Origin of the sequence: Rhodoblastus acidophilus (assembly GCF_009720655.1) — a bacterium.
Classification (GTDB): Bacteria; Pseudomonadota; Alphaproteobacteria; order Rhizobiales; family Beijerinckiaceae; genus Rhodoblastus; species Rhodoblastus acidophilus_A.
This window is the reverse complement of record NZ_WNKS01000001.1, coordinates 439,005-454,727: the sequence shown is the minus strand read 5'-3', so window position 1 is coordinate 454,727 and position 15,723 is coordinate 439,005. Positions and strand designations below refer to the sequence as shown.

The 15,723-nt window shown below is 63.5% G+C and carries 13 protein-coding genes; 9 read left to right on the top strand and 4 right to left on the bottom strand.

Going from position 1 to position 15,723, the window contains the following annotated elements; all coding sequences use genetic code 11:
- Positions 1–174 precede the first annotated feature (174 nt).
- The 5 genes from coaD (at position 175) to GJ654_RS02120 (ending at position 4,972) form a co-directional block, all read left to right on the top strand.
- Positions 175–687, top strand: a complete 513-nt coding sequence (gene coaD / locus GJ654_RS02140; RefSeq protein ID WP_155444436.1) for a pantetheine-phosphate adenylyltransferase — start codon at positions 175–177, stop codon at positions 685–687.
- Positions 688–691: 4 nt separating this feature from the next.
- Entirely contained in the window at positions 692–1,255 is a 564-nt protein-coding gene (locus GJ654_RS02135; RefSeq protein ID WP_155444435.1) for a peptidylprolyl isomerase, read from the top strand.
- A 28-nt stretch (positions 1,256–1,283) separates the two neighbouring features.
- On the top strand, positions 1,284–1,739 hold the full coding sequence (locus GJ654_RS02130) for a peptidylprolyl isomerase (protein WP_155444434.1): 456 nt from the start codon (positions 1,284–1,286) through the stop codon (positions 1,737–1,739).
- Between the two features lie 194 nt (positions 1,740–1,933).
- On the top strand, positions 1,934–2,443 hold the full coding sequence (locus tag GJ654_RS02125) for a hypothetical protein (protein ID WP_155444433.1): 510 nt from the start codon (positions 1,934–1,936) through the stop codon (positions 2,441–2,443).
- Between the two features lie 165 nt (positions 2,444–2,608).
- On the top strand, positions 2,609–4,972 hold the full coding sequence (locus GJ654_RS02120; RefSeq protein WP_155444432.1) for an HWE histidine kinase domain-containing protein: 2,364 nt from the start codon (positions 2,609–2,611) through the stop codon (positions 4,970–4,972).
- A gap of 125 nt (positions 4,973–5,097) precedes the next feature.
- Here GJ654_RS02120 and GJ654_RS02115 read toward each other — a convergent pair whose 3' ends face one another.
- Positions 5,098–5,595: a hypothetical protein gene (locus GJ654_RS02115; RefSeq protein ID WP_155444431.1), complete on the bottom strand. Its 498-nt coding sequence runs from the start codon at positions 5,593–5,595 to the stop codon at positions 5,098–5,100.
- 83 nt (positions 5,596–5,678) lie between these two features.
- Between GJ654_RS02115 and GJ654_RS02110 the strand changes: the two genes are divergently transcribed.
- On the top strand, positions 5,679–7,433 hold the full coding sequence (locus GJ654_RS02110; RefSeq protein WP_155444430.1) for a reverse transcriptase family protein: 1,755 nt from the start codon (positions 5,679–5,681) through the stop codon (positions 7,431–7,433).
- Between the two features lie 163 nt (positions 7,434–7,596).
- Here the strand turns inward: GJ654_RS02110 and GJ654_RS02105 are convergent, their stop codons facing one another.
- The 3 genes from GJ654_RS02105 to GJ654_RS02095 form a co-directional block, all read right to left on the bottom strand.
- Positions 7,597–9,357: a B12-binding domain-containing radical SAM protein gene (locus GJ654_RS02105; RefSeq protein WP_155444429.1), complete on the bottom strand. Its 1,761-nt coding sequence runs from the start codon at positions 9,355–9,357 to the stop codon at positions 7,597–7,599.
- A 121-nt stretch (positions 9,358–9,478) separates the two neighbouring features.
- Positions 9,479–11,233, bottom strand: coding sequence for a B12-binding domain-containing radical SAM protein (locus GJ654_RS02100; RefSeq protein WP_155444428.1), 1,755 nt, complete (start codon positions 11,231–11,233; stop codon positions 9,479–9,481).
- A gap of 134 nt (positions 11,234–11,367) precedes the next feature.
- On the bottom strand, positions 11,368–11,925 hold the full coding sequence (locus GJ654_RS02095) for a DUF4337 family protein (protein WP_155444427.1): 558 nt from the start codon (positions 11,923–11,925) through the stop codon (positions 11,368–11,370).
- 257 nt (positions 11,926–12,182) lie between these two features.
- On the opposite strand from GJ654_RS02095, the gene GJ654_RS02090 reads away from it, so the two are divergent.
- From GJ654_RS02090 to GJ654_RS02080, 3 genes are all read left to right on the top strand, one after another.
- A complete protein-coding gene (locus GJ654_RS02090) occupies positions 12,183–12,875 on the top strand; it encodes a protein-L-isoaspartate O-methyltransferase family protein (RefSeq protein WP_196305398.1) in 693 nt (230 codons plus the stop codon).
- Positions 12,876–13,093: 218 nt separating this feature from the next.
- Complete coding sequence (locus GJ654_RS02085) at positions 13,094–14,485, top strand: TolC family outer membrane protein (RefSeq protein ID WP_264586086.1); 1,392 nt, start codon at positions 13,094–13,096, stop codon at positions 14,483–14,485.
- Positions 14,486–14,666: 181 nt separating this feature from the next.
- A complete protein-coding gene (locus GJ654_RS02080) occupies positions 14,667–15,677 on the top strand; it encodes a DUF2497 domain-containing protein (RefSeq protein WP_155444425.1) in 1,011 nt (336 codons plus the stop codon).
- Positions 15,678–15,723: the final 46 nt, after the last annotated feature.

The window sequence follows — 15,723 nt, the reverse complement described above, 5'->3', positions numbered from 1 at the left end:
CCACGCGATTTCTGGGTTTTTCTGACAATTATTTTTTCACATCAGATTCTTAGCCGATTCCTGCCGCCCCGGGAGCGCGGCGGCGCGAAGGCTTCAGTAAATTCCGCAAGACTTGGGGCTGGCGGCGCGCATCGCGGCATTGCGCGGACGCGCCGCCTCCGCTAACGATGCGCCATGATCCGCGTCGCCCTCTACACGGGTTCGTTCGACCCCGTCACCAACGGCCATATCGATGTGATTCGCGCGGCCATGGGCCTGTGCGACCGGCTTGTGGTCGCCATTGGCGCGCATCCCGGCAAGACACCTCTGTTTTCCGTCGAGGAGCGCGCCGCGTTGCTGGAAGAGGTCTGCGCGAAGGACGCGCGCGCACAAAAATGCGAACTGGCGGTGACGAGTTTTGACGGCCTCGCGGTGGACGCCGCGCGGAAAAATGGCGCGCGCGTCATCGTGCGCGGCCTGCGCGACGGCACGGACCTCGATTACGAAATGTCCATGGCCGGCATGAACGGCGTGATGGCGCCGGAGGTGCAGACCGTGTTCCTTCCGGCCGGGTTGAACGTGCGCCACATCACCGCCACCTTGGTGCGTCAGGTGGCGCTGATGGGCGGGGACGTCACCGCCTTCGCGCCGCCGCCGGTCGTGGAGGCCCTGCGCCGCAAGGCCGCTTGTTTCGCTCGAAAGGACTGAAAAAATGACGGATTTCAGCAACAAACTCGACCGCCGCCGTTTTTCCGGCATCGCCCTGGGTTTTGCGGGCGCGCTGGCGGGCGCCGGCGCGGCGCGGGCGGCGGATGATCCGGAAAACTTGCTTTACCTGCAACTCAAGGACGGCCGCGTGGTGATCCGCCTGCGCCCGGACCTCGCGCCGAAACACGTCGCGCAGATCAAGGCGCTGGCGCGAAAAGGTTTTTACGACGGCATCGTGTTCCATCGCGTCATCGACGGCTTCATGGCGCAGACCGGCGACCCCACCGGCACGGGCACGGGCGGCTCCGACCTGCCGAACATCCCCGCCGAATTCAGCCAGGAGCCGTTCAAGCGCGGCACGCTGGGCATGGCCCGTTCGAGTTCGCCGAACTCGGCGAACTCCCAATTTTTCATCTGCTTCGCCGCGGCGCCCTTCCTCAATGGCCAGTACACCGTGTGGGGCGAGGTGATCTCCGGCATGGAGTTCGTCGACAAGATCAAGCGCGGCGAGCCGCCGGCGAACCCGGACAAGATCGTCAGCATGAAGGTGGCGGCCGACGTTAAGTGAATTCCCCTCGGGTAGAAAAGGAAAGCATATGTCCGACGAAGGCAATCTGATGACGCTGGAAACCACCAAGGGAACGGTGGTGATCCGCCTGAAGCCCGAACTGGCGCCCAATCACGTCGCTCACATTAAAAAGCTGGTGAGCGAGGGTTTTTATGACGGCATCGTCTTCCATCGCGTGATCGACGGTTTCATGGCGCAGACCGGCTGCCCCAAGGGCACGGGCACGGGCGGCTCGAAATATCCCGACCTGAAGCAGGAGTTCAACGCGGCGCCGCATGTGCGCGGCACCTGCTCGATGGCGCGCGCGCAAAATCCCGATTCGGCGAACTCTCAGTTTTTCATCTGCTTTGACAACGCCCGCTTCCTGGACAAGCAATATACCGTCTGGGGCGAGGTGATCGAAGGCATGGAGAATGTCGACAAGATCAAGCGCGGCGAGCCCGTGCGCGACCCCGACAAGATCATTTCGGCCAAGATTTCCTGAAGATTTTTACCGGGGCGTTTCGCCCCGGTTTCCTTTTGCAGCCGCGTTCAGCCCCGGTTCAGCGTCCCCGTCCGAAACTCCGCCGGCTCAGCCCCGCGCCTTGTGACCTACCGCAATTGACGCAAGCGAAAAAATGGCAAAGCTGCGCAACGCCCGGCGTCGCGTGGCGCGGCCCGGTTTTCGGAGACGCCTTCATGTCCATCCGCAAAACTTTTGGATATCCGCTTGTTGCCGGCGCCGTCGCCCTCGCCGCCCTCACCGTTCCCGCGAGCGCCGAGAACGTGACCAAGGAATGCGCCGCCCGATACCAGGCCGCCAAGGCCGCCAACCAGCTCGGCGGCGACACCTATTTGCAATATTATTCAAAATGCGCGGCGCAGATCAAGGCGCAGAACGCGCCGCCCGCCGCGGCTCCGGCCCCAGCCGCCGCCGCGCCGCCGCCGCCCCCGCCTCCGGCGGCCGCCCCGGTCGCGCCCAAACCCGCCGCCGCGCCCAAACCCGCCGCGCCCGCGCCCGGCGGCGCGGTGTTTCCCGCGGCGGTCAACCCGGCCTACGCCAACGAAAAACCCGGTAAGGCCATCCAGAAAACCTGCCTCGACCAGTACAACGCCAACAAGGCGACCGGCGGCAATGGCGAACTGAAGTGGATCCAAAAGGGCGGCGGCTATTACAGCCAGTGCAACAAGAAGCTGAAGGGGGAGTGAGGCGGAGCCGGGGTCCGCATCGCCGGCTGGGCGGCTTGACGCCGCCCCTGTCGGGCGCTCATGTCCGCCATACACATAACTCTCTGGAAAAACTTGGCGAGTCTTGCCAAACTTGAGAGGCTCGCGCTCTGGCGCGAGCGACTCCTCGTAAAAGAGAGCTGAGGGATGGCGACGGAAGCTGGACCAGATGAATACGGTCTGCCCCGTCCGGCGGCGGCGCGCGCGGACTCGGCGCGCCCGCAATGTCTCGCCGCGCGCGCCTGCGCGCTCCTTGCCTTCGGCATCGCCGCCGCCGCGCTGCTCGGCTGGGTGTTCGGCCTGGACCCGCTGAAGTCGGCGCTGCCGCCCGGCGCGCAGATGAAACCCTTCACCGCCGTCGGCCTGTCGCTTGGCGCGCTGTCGCTGCTGCTGGCGACCTTCAAGGGCACGCCTCGCCCCGTGCAGGCGGCGCCCGGCGTCGCCATGGGACTGCTCGGCGCGCTGTTCCTGTTCGAATACGCCACGGGACGCGATCTCGGCGTCGACACCCTGCTGCTGCACGATCCCGCGTCCCTCTTCCCCGGACGTCCCTCGGCGGCGACCAGCCTGAGCTTCGTCGCCATCGCCGTCGCGCTGGCGCTGATGGGCGCGCGGGAACGCTTCGCCGTGGCCCTGCGCGTGACGCTGGCGGTGGGCGGCGTCGCGCTGGCGCTGACCGCCACGCTCGGTTTTTTTCTGCTCACGCCGGTCGACGCCTCGGCGCGGACCGCCCTGTTCGGTCTGGCGCTCAGCACCGCCCTGTCCCTGCTGTTGCTGTCGATCGGCATCATGCTGGCGGACGCGAAGCGGTCCGAAACCAACGGGGTGCTGACGATCGCCGCGCCGATCGTCAGCGTCGTCGCGCTCGCGGCGCTGGTCGCGGCCTCGCTGGTCGCGGTCGAGGCCCAGAAGCGCGACCTCGACGACGGCCGCCGGGCCACCAACATGGTGGGAGGCCTCGCGCGGCTGCTGAGTTCGCTCGAGGACGTCACCGCGCAATCGCGCCGCTTCCTGCTGACCGGCGATCGCGCCTATCTCGACCCCTATGGCGCCGCCGCGCGCGACCTGCGCGAGGCCGCGGAGCGGCTGGACGCCTGGACCGCGGGCGATGCGGAGGTCGCGGAACACGTGCGCCGCGTGCAGGCCTTCACCGGCGAAAAGCTCGACGAACTGCGCCAGGACATGGAGATGCAGCAAGGCGGCCAGAACGCGACGGCGGTCGTGCGCGCCAACAGCGTTAAGTCCACGATGGAAAAATTGCGCCAGGCCATCTCAGCCCTGCAAAACCTGGAGGACACCCGCATCGAGGCGAGCCGCGCGGCCGTCGACCGGCGCGGGACGCAGCTCCAGTTCACCACCTTGCTCACCATCGCCGTCGTGACGGCGCTGGCCGCTTTCCTGTTCCTGGACGCGCGCCGCCGCTTCTCCGAATTGCGCGACATGCATCGGCGTCTGGCCGTGTCGAACGCCCATCTCGACCGCGAGGTCGCCGCCAAGACCGCCCATCTTTCCACGGCGCTGGACGCGGAGCGGGCCGCCTTGAAGGAAATTTCCGATCTCAAGGCCGCGCTCGACCATCACGCCATCGTCGCCACCACGGATCCGCGCGGCGTGATCACCTATGTCAACGACAGGTTTTGCGCGGTCTCCCAATATGCCCGCGAGGAACTTTTGGGCCGCACCCATGCGCTGATCAATTCCGGGTTTCATCCGCCGGACTTTTTCCACGACCTCTGGGCGACCATCGCCAGCGGAAGGACGTGGCGCGGCGAGATCAGAAACCGCGCCAAGGACGGCGAGATTTATTGGGTCGACACCACCATCGTCCCGTTCCTCGACGATCGCGGAAAACCCCGCCAGTACATCGCCATCCGCAACGACATCACCACGCGGAAGCTGGCCGAGGAGCACATCCGCTTCCTGATGGGCGAGGTCAACCACCGTTCGAAAAACCTGCTCAGCGTGGTGCAATCGATCGCGGTCATGTCGGCCAAGGGCGCGGACCCCAAAAATTTCGCCGCGAACCTGTCGCACCGCATCGCCGGGCTCGCCGCCAGCCAGGACCTGCTGATCACCAGCGAATGGAAGGGCGTGGACATTGCGGGGCTGATCCGCGCCCAGCTCAACCCGTTTCGCGATCTGCTCGACGTCCGCATCCTGTTTTCGGGCCCAAAACTTCGGCTGGGCGCCGCCGCCGCGCAGGCCATCGGCATGGCGCTGCACGAACTCGCCACCAACGCGGCCAAATATGGCGCGCTCAGCAACGAGGACGGATGTGTTCACATCGACTGGAGCGCCAGGACGGCCGACGACGGGGCGTTCTTCCACATGCAATGGCTGGAATCCGGCGGCCCCAGGGTGGAGCCGCCGTCTCGAAGGGGGTTTGGGCAAAAGGTGATGGTCGAGATGGTCGAACGCGCGGTGCGCGGCGCGGTGGCGATCGACTATCGCGAGACCGGCCTGTGCTGGACTCTTCGCGCGCCGATCGAGGCGACGGTCGAGACGGAATAAACCTTTTGTTTCGAAAAGTGAAAACGGCAAAAAGCGCTGAATTCGTCAATGTGTCGAAACGATGTTCACGTTTTGTTTTCACGTGAAACATCGAGGCGAACCTGCATTCAACGTAACCCTTTGATTTAAGTAGACAATACGTCCCCGCCCGCCAAACGGAACCGCGGCGATCCCGGTTCCCACAAGGGCGCCGCTTCCACAACCCGCGAGCTGCAAGCGCGAAAATCGCGTGTTTTTTGTCGAAAACCGCATGTTTTTTGCACAAATGCGTCTGTTTTGCGCGGTTTTGCGCAGCGCGATTTCAACCTGAAGTTGAATTTTCCAGAAAACGCGCTCGCAAGAGCCCAAAAGGCAGAACCAAAAAAAGACCACCGAAGCAAGGCGACATCGGCCGGAATCGGCGGGGAGCGGACATAACGCGCAGGACTGGTCGCGAGAAAGCAGCGGTCGACGGGCAAACGCCTTCTGGCTTCGATGCTGATATGAGCATTATGAGTAACCGTTTTTTTGTAATCATAACAAAAGTTTACGGCAGCCAATCTCATCGCCAAAGACGTCATTGTATCTTTCATTTGCTTTTGGCCATTGAGTTGATATTTTTTCGCGGGGCGGCGTAACTTCATGGCTTAAGGCGCGAGTCGCGTCTGCTGTTCACAGGACCACTTGCTTTCCCTGTGTTATGTCGCCCCACTTCACGGTCTTTTCGATGGCATACACTTATAATTTCAGCGATATAAGGACTCGTGAAGCCTTGCTGGCGGTACTGGGAATCGACGAGACGATGCTCGATCTCGTACTCTCATTTCAACCCCCAATAGATCCGCCGACAGTCACGATAATTCCTGATGTGATCAGCACGCTCCAAATCCCGGTGTTCTTGCGCCATCGCGTTCCTAAAAAGAATAGAGCACGCGGGTTTCGGACCGTATGGGAGCCAATACTCCTTAAGAGCACGTATAAGGGGCTTTCAAGAAAGCTCGACGTATTTTTTCGTCATCACCTTGCGGGGTATCCGCATGAGAGCGCATATGGCTATCGGCCAGGACGAAACATCCGGGAGAACGCGCAGGTCCACGTTGGAAGCGCTCGCATTCTGTCTTTGGACATCGCCGATTTCTTTCCAAGCATATCCAAAGAGCGCATCGAACAGCTTTTCCTTGGAATGGGGATGAACGCTGCCATTTCCGATTTGCTCAGTCGATTTCTCACCATAGAAGGAACACTGACGCTTGGATTTCCGACCAGTCCGGTTTTGTCGAACGCCATTTCATTGCCCATTGATCTTGAGCTTAGCAGCGTCGCTAGGCAATTCGACGCGCGGTACTCTCGATACGCCGACGACATCACAGTTTCAGGAAACGGTGATCTACCTAGCCTTGAAGCCGTCGAAGATTGTCTTTGCCGGCACGGCTTTCAATTGGCGCCTGGTAAAACTCGCTTCTCTAAGCGTGGGCAGTCCCACTATGTGACGGGCCTCAGCGTCAGCGATCCTGTCCAGCCCCATGTGCCGCGAGATCGTAAGCGGGCGCTCCGGCAGCAGCTCTACTACATGACGAAATTCGGGGTTGATGATCACTTCCGCCGGCTCGGGATCAATGATCCCAAAGTGGCCCAACAAGCCATCAACAGCATTGATGGCATGGTGAAGTTCGTAGCTCATCACGAACCGCGTATCGCCGCGCCGCTCAAGTCCCTGTGGAACGAGATTTTGCGCGTGAACGGTGAGAAGCCGAGTTTCACCCCAAAAAGGCAAGATCGGAAGCCATTTTATATTTTTGTTGATGAAGCGGAATTCGAACGAGCCGGCACAAAGGTGCTGGCGCTGGCCATGTCAGTCAGCCAACATGAGGAGCAAATTTTCCAAGAAACGAACGAGGTGCTTGAGGCCGAGTTAGGTGACTTTTGGGCCGCAGGGGACATAAATGCCCTGCGCAAGAAGGGGCTGCACTTTGCTGATGCTACACCTGACCTTCGCCAAAGTTATGTCAAGCGTTTGGCCGCGCTGCCGTTCGAAGGCTATGTTGCGTTCCATCCTTGCGACGATCCGTGCAATTACCAAAGCACCTATTTGCGCCTGTTAGGATCAATGATTTCTCGTCGATTAATTGCGGCCGAAAGTCAGCTCGTTGTTATTTGCTTTGAAGAGAACAGCAAGGTTTCACAGAAATCGATCAAAGAATTGGTTCAATTTGCTCACGATGAGCTTAAGCGTGTAAATAACCGACACCCCATCTCGTGTGTTGTGCAGTTTGTCTCGAAACCGAACCTCGGCATCAGTGTTCCTGATTTTCTGCTCGGCGTACTTGGAAAATATCTTCAATCAAAGCCAGCGAATGCAGGGAGGCCCGAACCTAGAGACCGCCTGATGTTTGACCGTTTACGGGATAAATACCGATTGATCCTTGAACTTCCCAGTTGGACTGAATACACGCGGCGGCACCCAATCGAACCATGGCAGTGACTCGAATCTGCGGTCGCAGGCGTCAGCGGGACACGCCATCGCGGCAAACCGTAGTTCGTCGATCAGGCTCGTCGTCCGTTGACTAGTTGACTCCAGCCGGTCGGAGCTTTGTGTCGTAAGACCGCTTCGAGCCCCTGGCCCCTCCTTCCCATCCGCCTCGCTCTCACGAAACATTCGCCGCCGCCTTGCGCGCCTTTTCCTTGGCTTTATCCCGGGTCGCCCGCGACGACTCGGAGTTCTGGAACAGGTCGAGGTCGTCGAGGTCGGCCTGCGTCGGCGGGGTCAGCGCCTGGTCCATGTAGGCCGCGGCCCTCTTCTTGTCGATCTTGAGCCAGAGCCGGAACAGGCCCAGCGGCGCGGCGATCGCCGCGAGTTGCAGGTGCTTGACGACCAGCCCGCCGTAATAGCGCGGATAGAAAACCAGCGGATTTTCCAACGGCAGCCCGGGCCTGCGGTCGCGCCGCACTTTGACGCGCACATAACCGCCCTGGAGCGGATGAACGTTTTCGAGCTTCAGGCAGGCCCAGAACCACAGGATCAGGAACAGCGTCGCGCCCGCCGACATGTTCATCGCCGTGGCGCGGCGCATGATGGTGCGGATGTGCGCGGGCGTATAATACGTGTCCCAGGCGTCGTGGTAGGCCGCCTCCCATTGCTCCTTGGACATCACGGGATGCCGGGTGACCGCATGTTCGAGATCGAACTTGTTGAGGTCCGGGTCCATCCAGACGCCGTCGCGGCTCAGACGCTGGTGATCCTCCGAGCCCGGCAGCGGCGTCAAATAAAAGAATTCCAAAATATCGAGCGGCAATTCACGCTGAATGATCTGGATATCGCGACGGATCGTCTCCGGCGTATCCCCGGGAAACCCCATGATGAAACCGGCATAGGTGAGGCAACCGATCTTCTTCCAGGCCAGCAGCATCTCGCGGTATTCTTCGATCCGGTTCTGCTTCTTCTTGATTTCGAGCAGGTTGGCCGGATTGATGTTTTCGAGTCCGATATAGACGCGCTTGACGCCGGCGCGTCCGCATTTCTCGATGAACCGGGGGATGCGGTGACAAAGCGTGTCCACCTGGATGAAGAACACGCACCAGATGCCGTGTGTCCAGCGCAACTCGCCGATCCGGTCGAGGATCGCCTCCCAATTGCTGTTGCGCGCGAAATTGTCGTCGGTGACGAAGAAGGATTTGATGCCCTGCGCGTAATTCCGGCGGATGATGGCTTCGACGTCATCGGCGCCGCGAAACCGCGATTTTCTGCCCTGAACATTGATGATGGTGCAGAACGAGCACTGAAACGGGCAGCCGCGCCCGGCGTCGAACGACGTCACGGCCCCGCTGGTGCGGGCGATGATCTCGGCGGGCAGCAGCGGCGGCGGCGCGGATTCGACTGACGGCAGGTCGTCCATGTAATTGTAGAGCGGCGCGAGCGCGCCCTTCATGGCGTCCTTCAGGACGATATCCAGCCGCCCCTCCACCTCGCCGGCGAACAGGCTGGCGCCCAGCGCCTGCGCCTCCTTCAGCTCAGGCGGAAGCTCCGGCAGCATGGCCAGACACCCCGACACATGGAAGCCGCCGATCGCCACCTGGACCCCGGCGGCGCGGAACCGGCGCGTCAGGTCGAGCGCGCGCGGAAACTGGTTGGATTGCACCCCCACCAGGCAGACCAGGCCGAAATCGGCGGTCTTGAGGACGGCGGCGATCGTCTCCGGCATGATCCGCGTGTTGGTCTCGTCATAGGCGTGGGTTTCGAGCCGCACGTCCTCCCCGAGCATCCCCCGCTCGGCGCAATCGGCGGCGATCCCGTGGAGCGCGGCGAGACTGTTCGAGGGAATGGCCGAGAGCTTCCACTGGATGACATAACCGTCATCGTCATAATGAGACGGCTTGATCAAATGCAGTTGGAACACACGCTCGACCATGATCGGACTTCCGAAGGAAAGAGCAAGGCGCTCCATTTTGAAGGAAATCCAACGTTAAACCAATTCTTAACCTTGATCGATTTCGGCATTTACGGAGGGCGCCGCAGCGCCCCCCCGCCGATCAATGCGCGTGCGCCGCCTTGCGCGCCGCCTTTTCCTTGGCCTTCTCCCCCGCCGCGCGCGAGGACTCGTTGTGCTGGAACAGGTCGAGGTCGTCGACGTCGGTCTGGGTCGGCGGCGTCAGCGCCTGGTCCATATAGGCGGCGGCTTTCGGCTTGTTGCGCTTGAGCCAGAGGCGGAACACGCCGAGCCGAGCCGCCATCGCGCCGAGGCGGAGATGATTGCCAACGAGTTCGGCGGCATAGCGCGGGTAGAAAACCAGCGGGTTTTCCAGCGGCATCCCAGGCCGGCGATCCCGGCGACGCTTGCGCCTGAAGTAGCCTCCTTGCAGCGGATGGACCTTTTCGAGCTTGACGCAGCCCCAGAACCACAGCGCCAGGAACATGGCGTGCCCCGCCGAAACGCCGGTGGCGGCGGCGCGACGCATGATCGTGCGCATGTGCTTCGGCGTGTAATAGAGATCCCAGGCTTCCTGGTAGATCCCCTCCCATTCCGCCCGGGACATGCGGGGATGCTCGGTCAGCACATGCTCGAGATCGTATTTGTTGAGGTCGGGGTCGATCCAGACGCCCTTTGCCACGAGGCGCTGATGGTCCTCCGACCCCGGCAGCGGCGTCAGGCAGAAGAATTCCAGAATGTCCAGCGGCAGCTCCCGCTGGATGATGGCGATGTCGCGACGGATGGTTTCGGGCGTGTCGTTGGGGAAGCCCAGAATATAGCCGGCATAGGTGAAGCAGCCCGCGCGCTTCCAGGCGAGCAGCATGTCCCGATATTCCGCGATGCGGTTCTGCTTCTTCTTCACCTCGGCGAGATTGTCGGGATTGATGTTTTCCAGGCCGATGAACACGCGCCTCACCCCGGCCCGGCCAGCCTTGGAGATGAAATTCTCGATACGGTGGGACATCGTATCGACCTGGATGATGAAGGTGAAATGCAGCCCCTCGCCTTCGCGCAGGCTGATCAGCCGGTCGAAGATCGTTTCCCAGTTGCGGTTGCGGGCGAAATTGTCGTCGGTGATGAAGAAAGAATCGACGCCCTGGGCCAGATTGGCGCGTATGATCGCTTCGACGTCGTCGGCTGAGCGGTGGCGCGACTTGCGACCCTGGACATTGATGATAGTGCAGAACGAGCACTGGAACGGGCAGCCGCGCCCGGCGTCGAACGAGGTGACGGCGCCGGTGGTGCCGGCGATGATTTCCGCCGGCAGCAGCGGAAAGGGCGCGCCCTCCAGCGCGGGCAAATCCTTGAGGAAATCATAGAGCGGCTTCATCTGCCCGGAAAACGAGTCCTGAAGCAGTTGGTCGAACCGCCCCTCGACCTCGCCGGCGTAAAGGGCGCAGCCGAGCGCCTGCGCCTCGCGCAGTTCGGGCGTCAGCTCCGGCAGCATGGCGATGCAGCCGGAGACGTGGAAACCGCCGATGGCCACCTCGGCCCCGGCGGCGCGAAAACGGCGCGCGAGATCGAGCGCGCGCGGAAACTGGTTGGATTGCACGCCCGTCAGGCAGACCAGCCCGCTCCCGGCCGCCGCAATCCGTGCGGAAATGTCTTCCGGGACGATCCGCATGTTGGTCTCGTCGTAAACAAAGACCTGGATGTCGACATCCGTCCCCAGCGCGCGCCGACTTGCGCAATCCTGGGCGATGGCGTGGAGCGCCGCCAGCGAATTGGAGGGAATGGCCGAGCGCAGCCATTGCACCACATAGCCATCGTCGTCGTAATGCGAGGGTTTCACCAGATGCAGTTGGAAGACGGACATTCGGCCTCTCGGTTGGTGACGCCACGGCGCCCAGGGCCCGGGCGCGCCTTCACGGAGGCGCAGCCCGGAGCCCCACCTTTTAAGGTAAATTGCGCCGAACCACACGTCATTTCGCGCCGGCGCGCCCAACACACTCAAATATAAGCGTAAAAAGCCCCAAGCGCCCCGACCGCGCCAAGCGCCAGCGCGCAATACCAGGGCCAGCGGCGGCCGCGCACGATGATGGCGATGGTGGCGATGGCGATCGAGACATGCAGCAGGGTCACGGCGACGGTGAGGACGTGATGGCGATGCTCGTGGTGGTCACTGGACTCCAGCGCCTCCTGGGACTTGTGCTCGTGCTCGCGCGCGGTCTTCTCGATTTCCTTCTGTTCGCCGTCGTAGCGGCGCGCCTTGTCGGCATATTCGGGCTTCCCGGACTGTTCGGCGGCCAAGGCGTAAATGTTCTGCTTGACGCTTTTCGCCTGGTAAAACGCCCAGGAGTCCGAAGCCTTGCTCTGCTCCAGCACCGCCGCGTTCTTCTCGGCGAAGGCTTTTGCCGTCTCCATGGTCTCCAGGCTGCCGACGGTCGCGGCGATCACGGCGAGAATGGCGATGGAGATCGAAACGGTGGTCAGGAAGTCGTCGCCCAGATGCGCGACGTGCTGGGCGTGTTCGGCGTGTTCGAGATGTTCGGTCGGCGAATCGTTCATTCCGGCTTGCTCCAGCTATTCCAAGGCGATGTTCAGGGGTTTTTGCAATGTTTTCGCGACACGCGGGACAGCATCGCGCGCACGGGCGCAAGCTTAGCCGCGCGGCGGCGCGGCGGCAATCTCGCCGGCCCCTCGGCGATTCTGGACAGGCGCGGGCGGGGCAACTATAAGGTCCGCGTGTTCAATTCCTTGCGCCGGGAAGACGCCGGCCGTTCCGAGGGCGCTCCATGTCCGAAACGAGCATGTCCGAAACGCGCATGTCCGAAACGCTTGCGACTCCGGCCGATTCTTTCGCCGCCCTGCGCGAAACCATGGTCGAGCGCCAGATCCGCACCTTCGACGTCAGCGATCTCGCCGTGCAGGCGCGGATGAAAGCTGTTCCCCGCGAGATTTTCGTCGATGGCGCCTATGCCTCGCTGGCCTATTCGGACGCCCGCGTGCTCGTGACCGGCGCCGCGCCACGCGAACTCACCGCGCCGCTGATTTTGGGCCGCCTGCTCAAGGAGGCCGTCGTGCGCGACTCCGATCGCGCGCTGATCGTCGGCGGCGCCTCCGGCTATGCCGCGGCCCTGGTCGCCGGCCTTGCCGCCGAAGTGGTCAGCCTGGACGAGGATGCGGCGCTGACGGCCAAGGCGCAGGCGAATTTCGCCCGGCTGGGCCTCGCCAATGCGAAAAGCGTGACCGGCCCGCTTGGGGCGGGCGCGCCGGCGCAAAAACCCTTCAACCTGATCGTGGTCGACGGCGTCGTCACCGGCCCGCTCGACGCGCTCGGCGACCAGCTCGCCGAGGGCGGCCGCATGGTGGCGATCGTCGGCGACGCGCCCGGCGCGCGCACCGGCATGGCCACCCTGTTCGTCCGCACCGGCGCCGTGGTGTCGTCGCGCGGCCTGTTTTCCGCCTCTGCCGCGCCGCTGCCGACGCTTGCGGCGCGGCCGGCCTTCGTTTTCTGAACGGGCGCCTGTGGCATTTCGGACGCAGGATCGCGAAATCGCGATCTGCGGACCGCGCAAGGGCCCGCTGAGGCTTGCCTCTTTTCGCCATCTGGACGACCATAAACTATGGCCGGCTTGAGATTATTCGCGAATTCGAATATGTCGCACCCTTGGCGCTTGCGCTCGCTTTCTTTGCGTTCGCGGTCTTGGATGCGGGAAAATTTAGGAGTGTGCTGGTGATTGGCGTTTCTTATTCGCGCTTGTTGGCGGGTGTCGCGCTGTTTGCGTTGATGCAAGCCGGCCCGGCGGCGGCGGAGACCATGTCCAGCGCCTTGGCGCGGGCCTACCGCAACAACCCTGACATCAACCAGCAGCGCGCAGCCACCCGCGCCGTCGACGAAACCGTGCCGATCGCCAAGGCGGGTTGGCTGCCCAAGGCGGCGGTCTCCGGGCAAGGGGGCCACCAGTTCACCGAGAGCACGGGTTATCCCGGCGCCTTAACCCAAAGGCAACGAGCGACGACCAATCCCGGTCAGATCGGCGCCACGGTGAGCCAGACGCTGTTCGACGGCAACCAGACCGTAAACAAGGTCAGCCAGGCCGAATCCAACGTGCTGGCGCAGCGCGAAGCCTTGCGCGGGCAGGAGATCACCACGCTGCAAGCCGCCGCGACCGCTTATATGGACGTGTTGCGCGACACCGCGGTGCTCGACTTGCGGCGCAACAACATCAAGGTGCTTCAGGTCCAATTGCAACAGACGCGCGACCGCTTCCAGGTCGGCGAGGTGACGCGCACCGACGTCGCGCAAGCCGAATCCTCACTCGCCACCGGACGCGCCGACTACGCCGTCGCCCAGGCGAACCTGGAAAGAAGCATCGCCTCGTTCCGCCAGCAGATCGGCATCGACCCGAAGAATCTCGCCCCGGCGCAGCCGGTCGAGCGCCTGCTGCCCAAAACCGTGGCGGCGGCGATCGCGATCGGTCTCGACGAGAACCCCAGCATTACGTCAGCGCTCCATCAGGTCGACGCCGCGGAATCGGCGGTCAAGACCGCCGAGGGCGCCCTGCTGCCGACCATCGGCGTTCAGGGGAGCGTGTCGCGCCAGGTCGATAGCGGCGGCGTTCCCAACTACAACATCAACACGGCCTCCGTGGTGGGCGTGCTCAATGTCCCGATCTATCAGGGCGGGCAGGAATACGCCACGGTGCGCCAGTTCAAGGAGAAGCTCGGGCAGACGCGGCTGTTCGCGGATACGCAGCGCATCAACGTGCGCGCCGGCATTTCGACGACCTGGGGCCAGCTCCAGTCGGCGAAAGCGGCGATCATCGCCTTCCAGGCCGCCGTCAAGGCGGCGGAAGTCGCGCTCAACGGCGTGCGTGAAGAGGCCAAGGTCGGCCAGCGCACCACGCTCGACGTGCTCAACGCCCAGCAGACGCTGCTCAACACCCGTGTGCAACTGGTGACGGCGCAGCGCGACCGCGTCGTGTATTCCTACGCGGTGCTCGCGGCGATCGGCAAATTGTCGGCCGACACGCTCGGCTTGAACACGCCCGCCTACGATCCGGGCGATCATTACGAGCGCACCAAGAACCGCTTCATCGGCCTTACCGCCTCCGACGGCAGCTGAGCCGCCTTCGCCCGGAAAACTGAGGACGGCCTCGGGATTGGTCTTGCGCCGAAAAAAACGGCGGCGCATTTTAGAGGCGCGGCTCTTAAATCGAGTCGCGCGCCCCCGCCAGGACGGGGCGAAATTCCATGTGCGCCGCGTCCGGCGCGGCCATCGGAGCCTTGCGAGCGTCTGAACCCCCATGAACGCAAACAACGCCAATCAGACCAGCCTGCAAGCCGAACAGAAGGCCCATGAGCCCTCGATGGAGGACATTCTCGCCTCCATCCGAAAAATCATCGCGGACGACGACGCCCTGCCGCTCAGCCGCAGGGCCGCGCCCGCCAAGACCGAGGCCCCTGAGCCCTCCGAACCCGCCCACGCCGAGCCGCTCGCTCCGCCGCCGGCCGTCCCGCCGCTCGCCCCGGTGGTCCATCCCGTTCCGGCCGCGCCCGTTCCCACGTCCGCCGTCGCGGCGCGCGCGCCGCTGAAGCCGCCGCCGATTCCCAGTCTGCGCGAACTCGCCCAAAGGCTCGATGAATTGCCCTCGAGCCTGGCGCCCGCCCGGGCGAGGATCGAGCCCGCGCCCGCGCCGTTGGAATTGCGGCCCTCGCTCGGCGAACCGCCCCACAGCCCCGAGCCCCACGCGCCCCCCCCTGTCCAGCCCCCGCCGGTTTTTTTCGTCCCGCCCGCCGAGCCTGCGGCCGAGAGCGCACCCGAGGCGCCCGCGCCAAAAACCTCCATCAGTTTTGAAACCGGAGGCTTCAAGGCCCCGCCGCTGAGTTTTACCGCCAGCGTCGCGCCGCCGGCGAGCTTTGCGGCCGGTCCCGCCGTCGCCGCGCCCCCTTCGACCGAGCCCGCGGACTCGCCGGCGCCGGAGCCGGTGGTCGAGCCGGCCGCCCGCACCGTCGACATTCCCCCCGTCGAGCCCGTCAGGCCCGTCCTGACGTCGCCGCGCGCCATCCTTCCGCCGGCCCGCCTCGACCGCGTCGAGCCCACCATGCTCTCGGAGCGCAGCGAACTGAAGGTCGGCGCGGCCTTCGAAGCCCTGGCCGAATCGGCGCTGCTGCGCGATCCCGAACTGGTCGAGCGCATGACCCGCGAAATTTTACGCCCGCTGATCAAGACCTGGCTCGACGACAATCTGCCCAATGTGGTGGAGCGTCTGGTCCGCGCCGAGATCGAACGCGTGGCGCGCGGCCCGAAGATTTAGGCGCTTCGCACCCTCCGCACGATGTGGGATTTCTCGATATATGAGT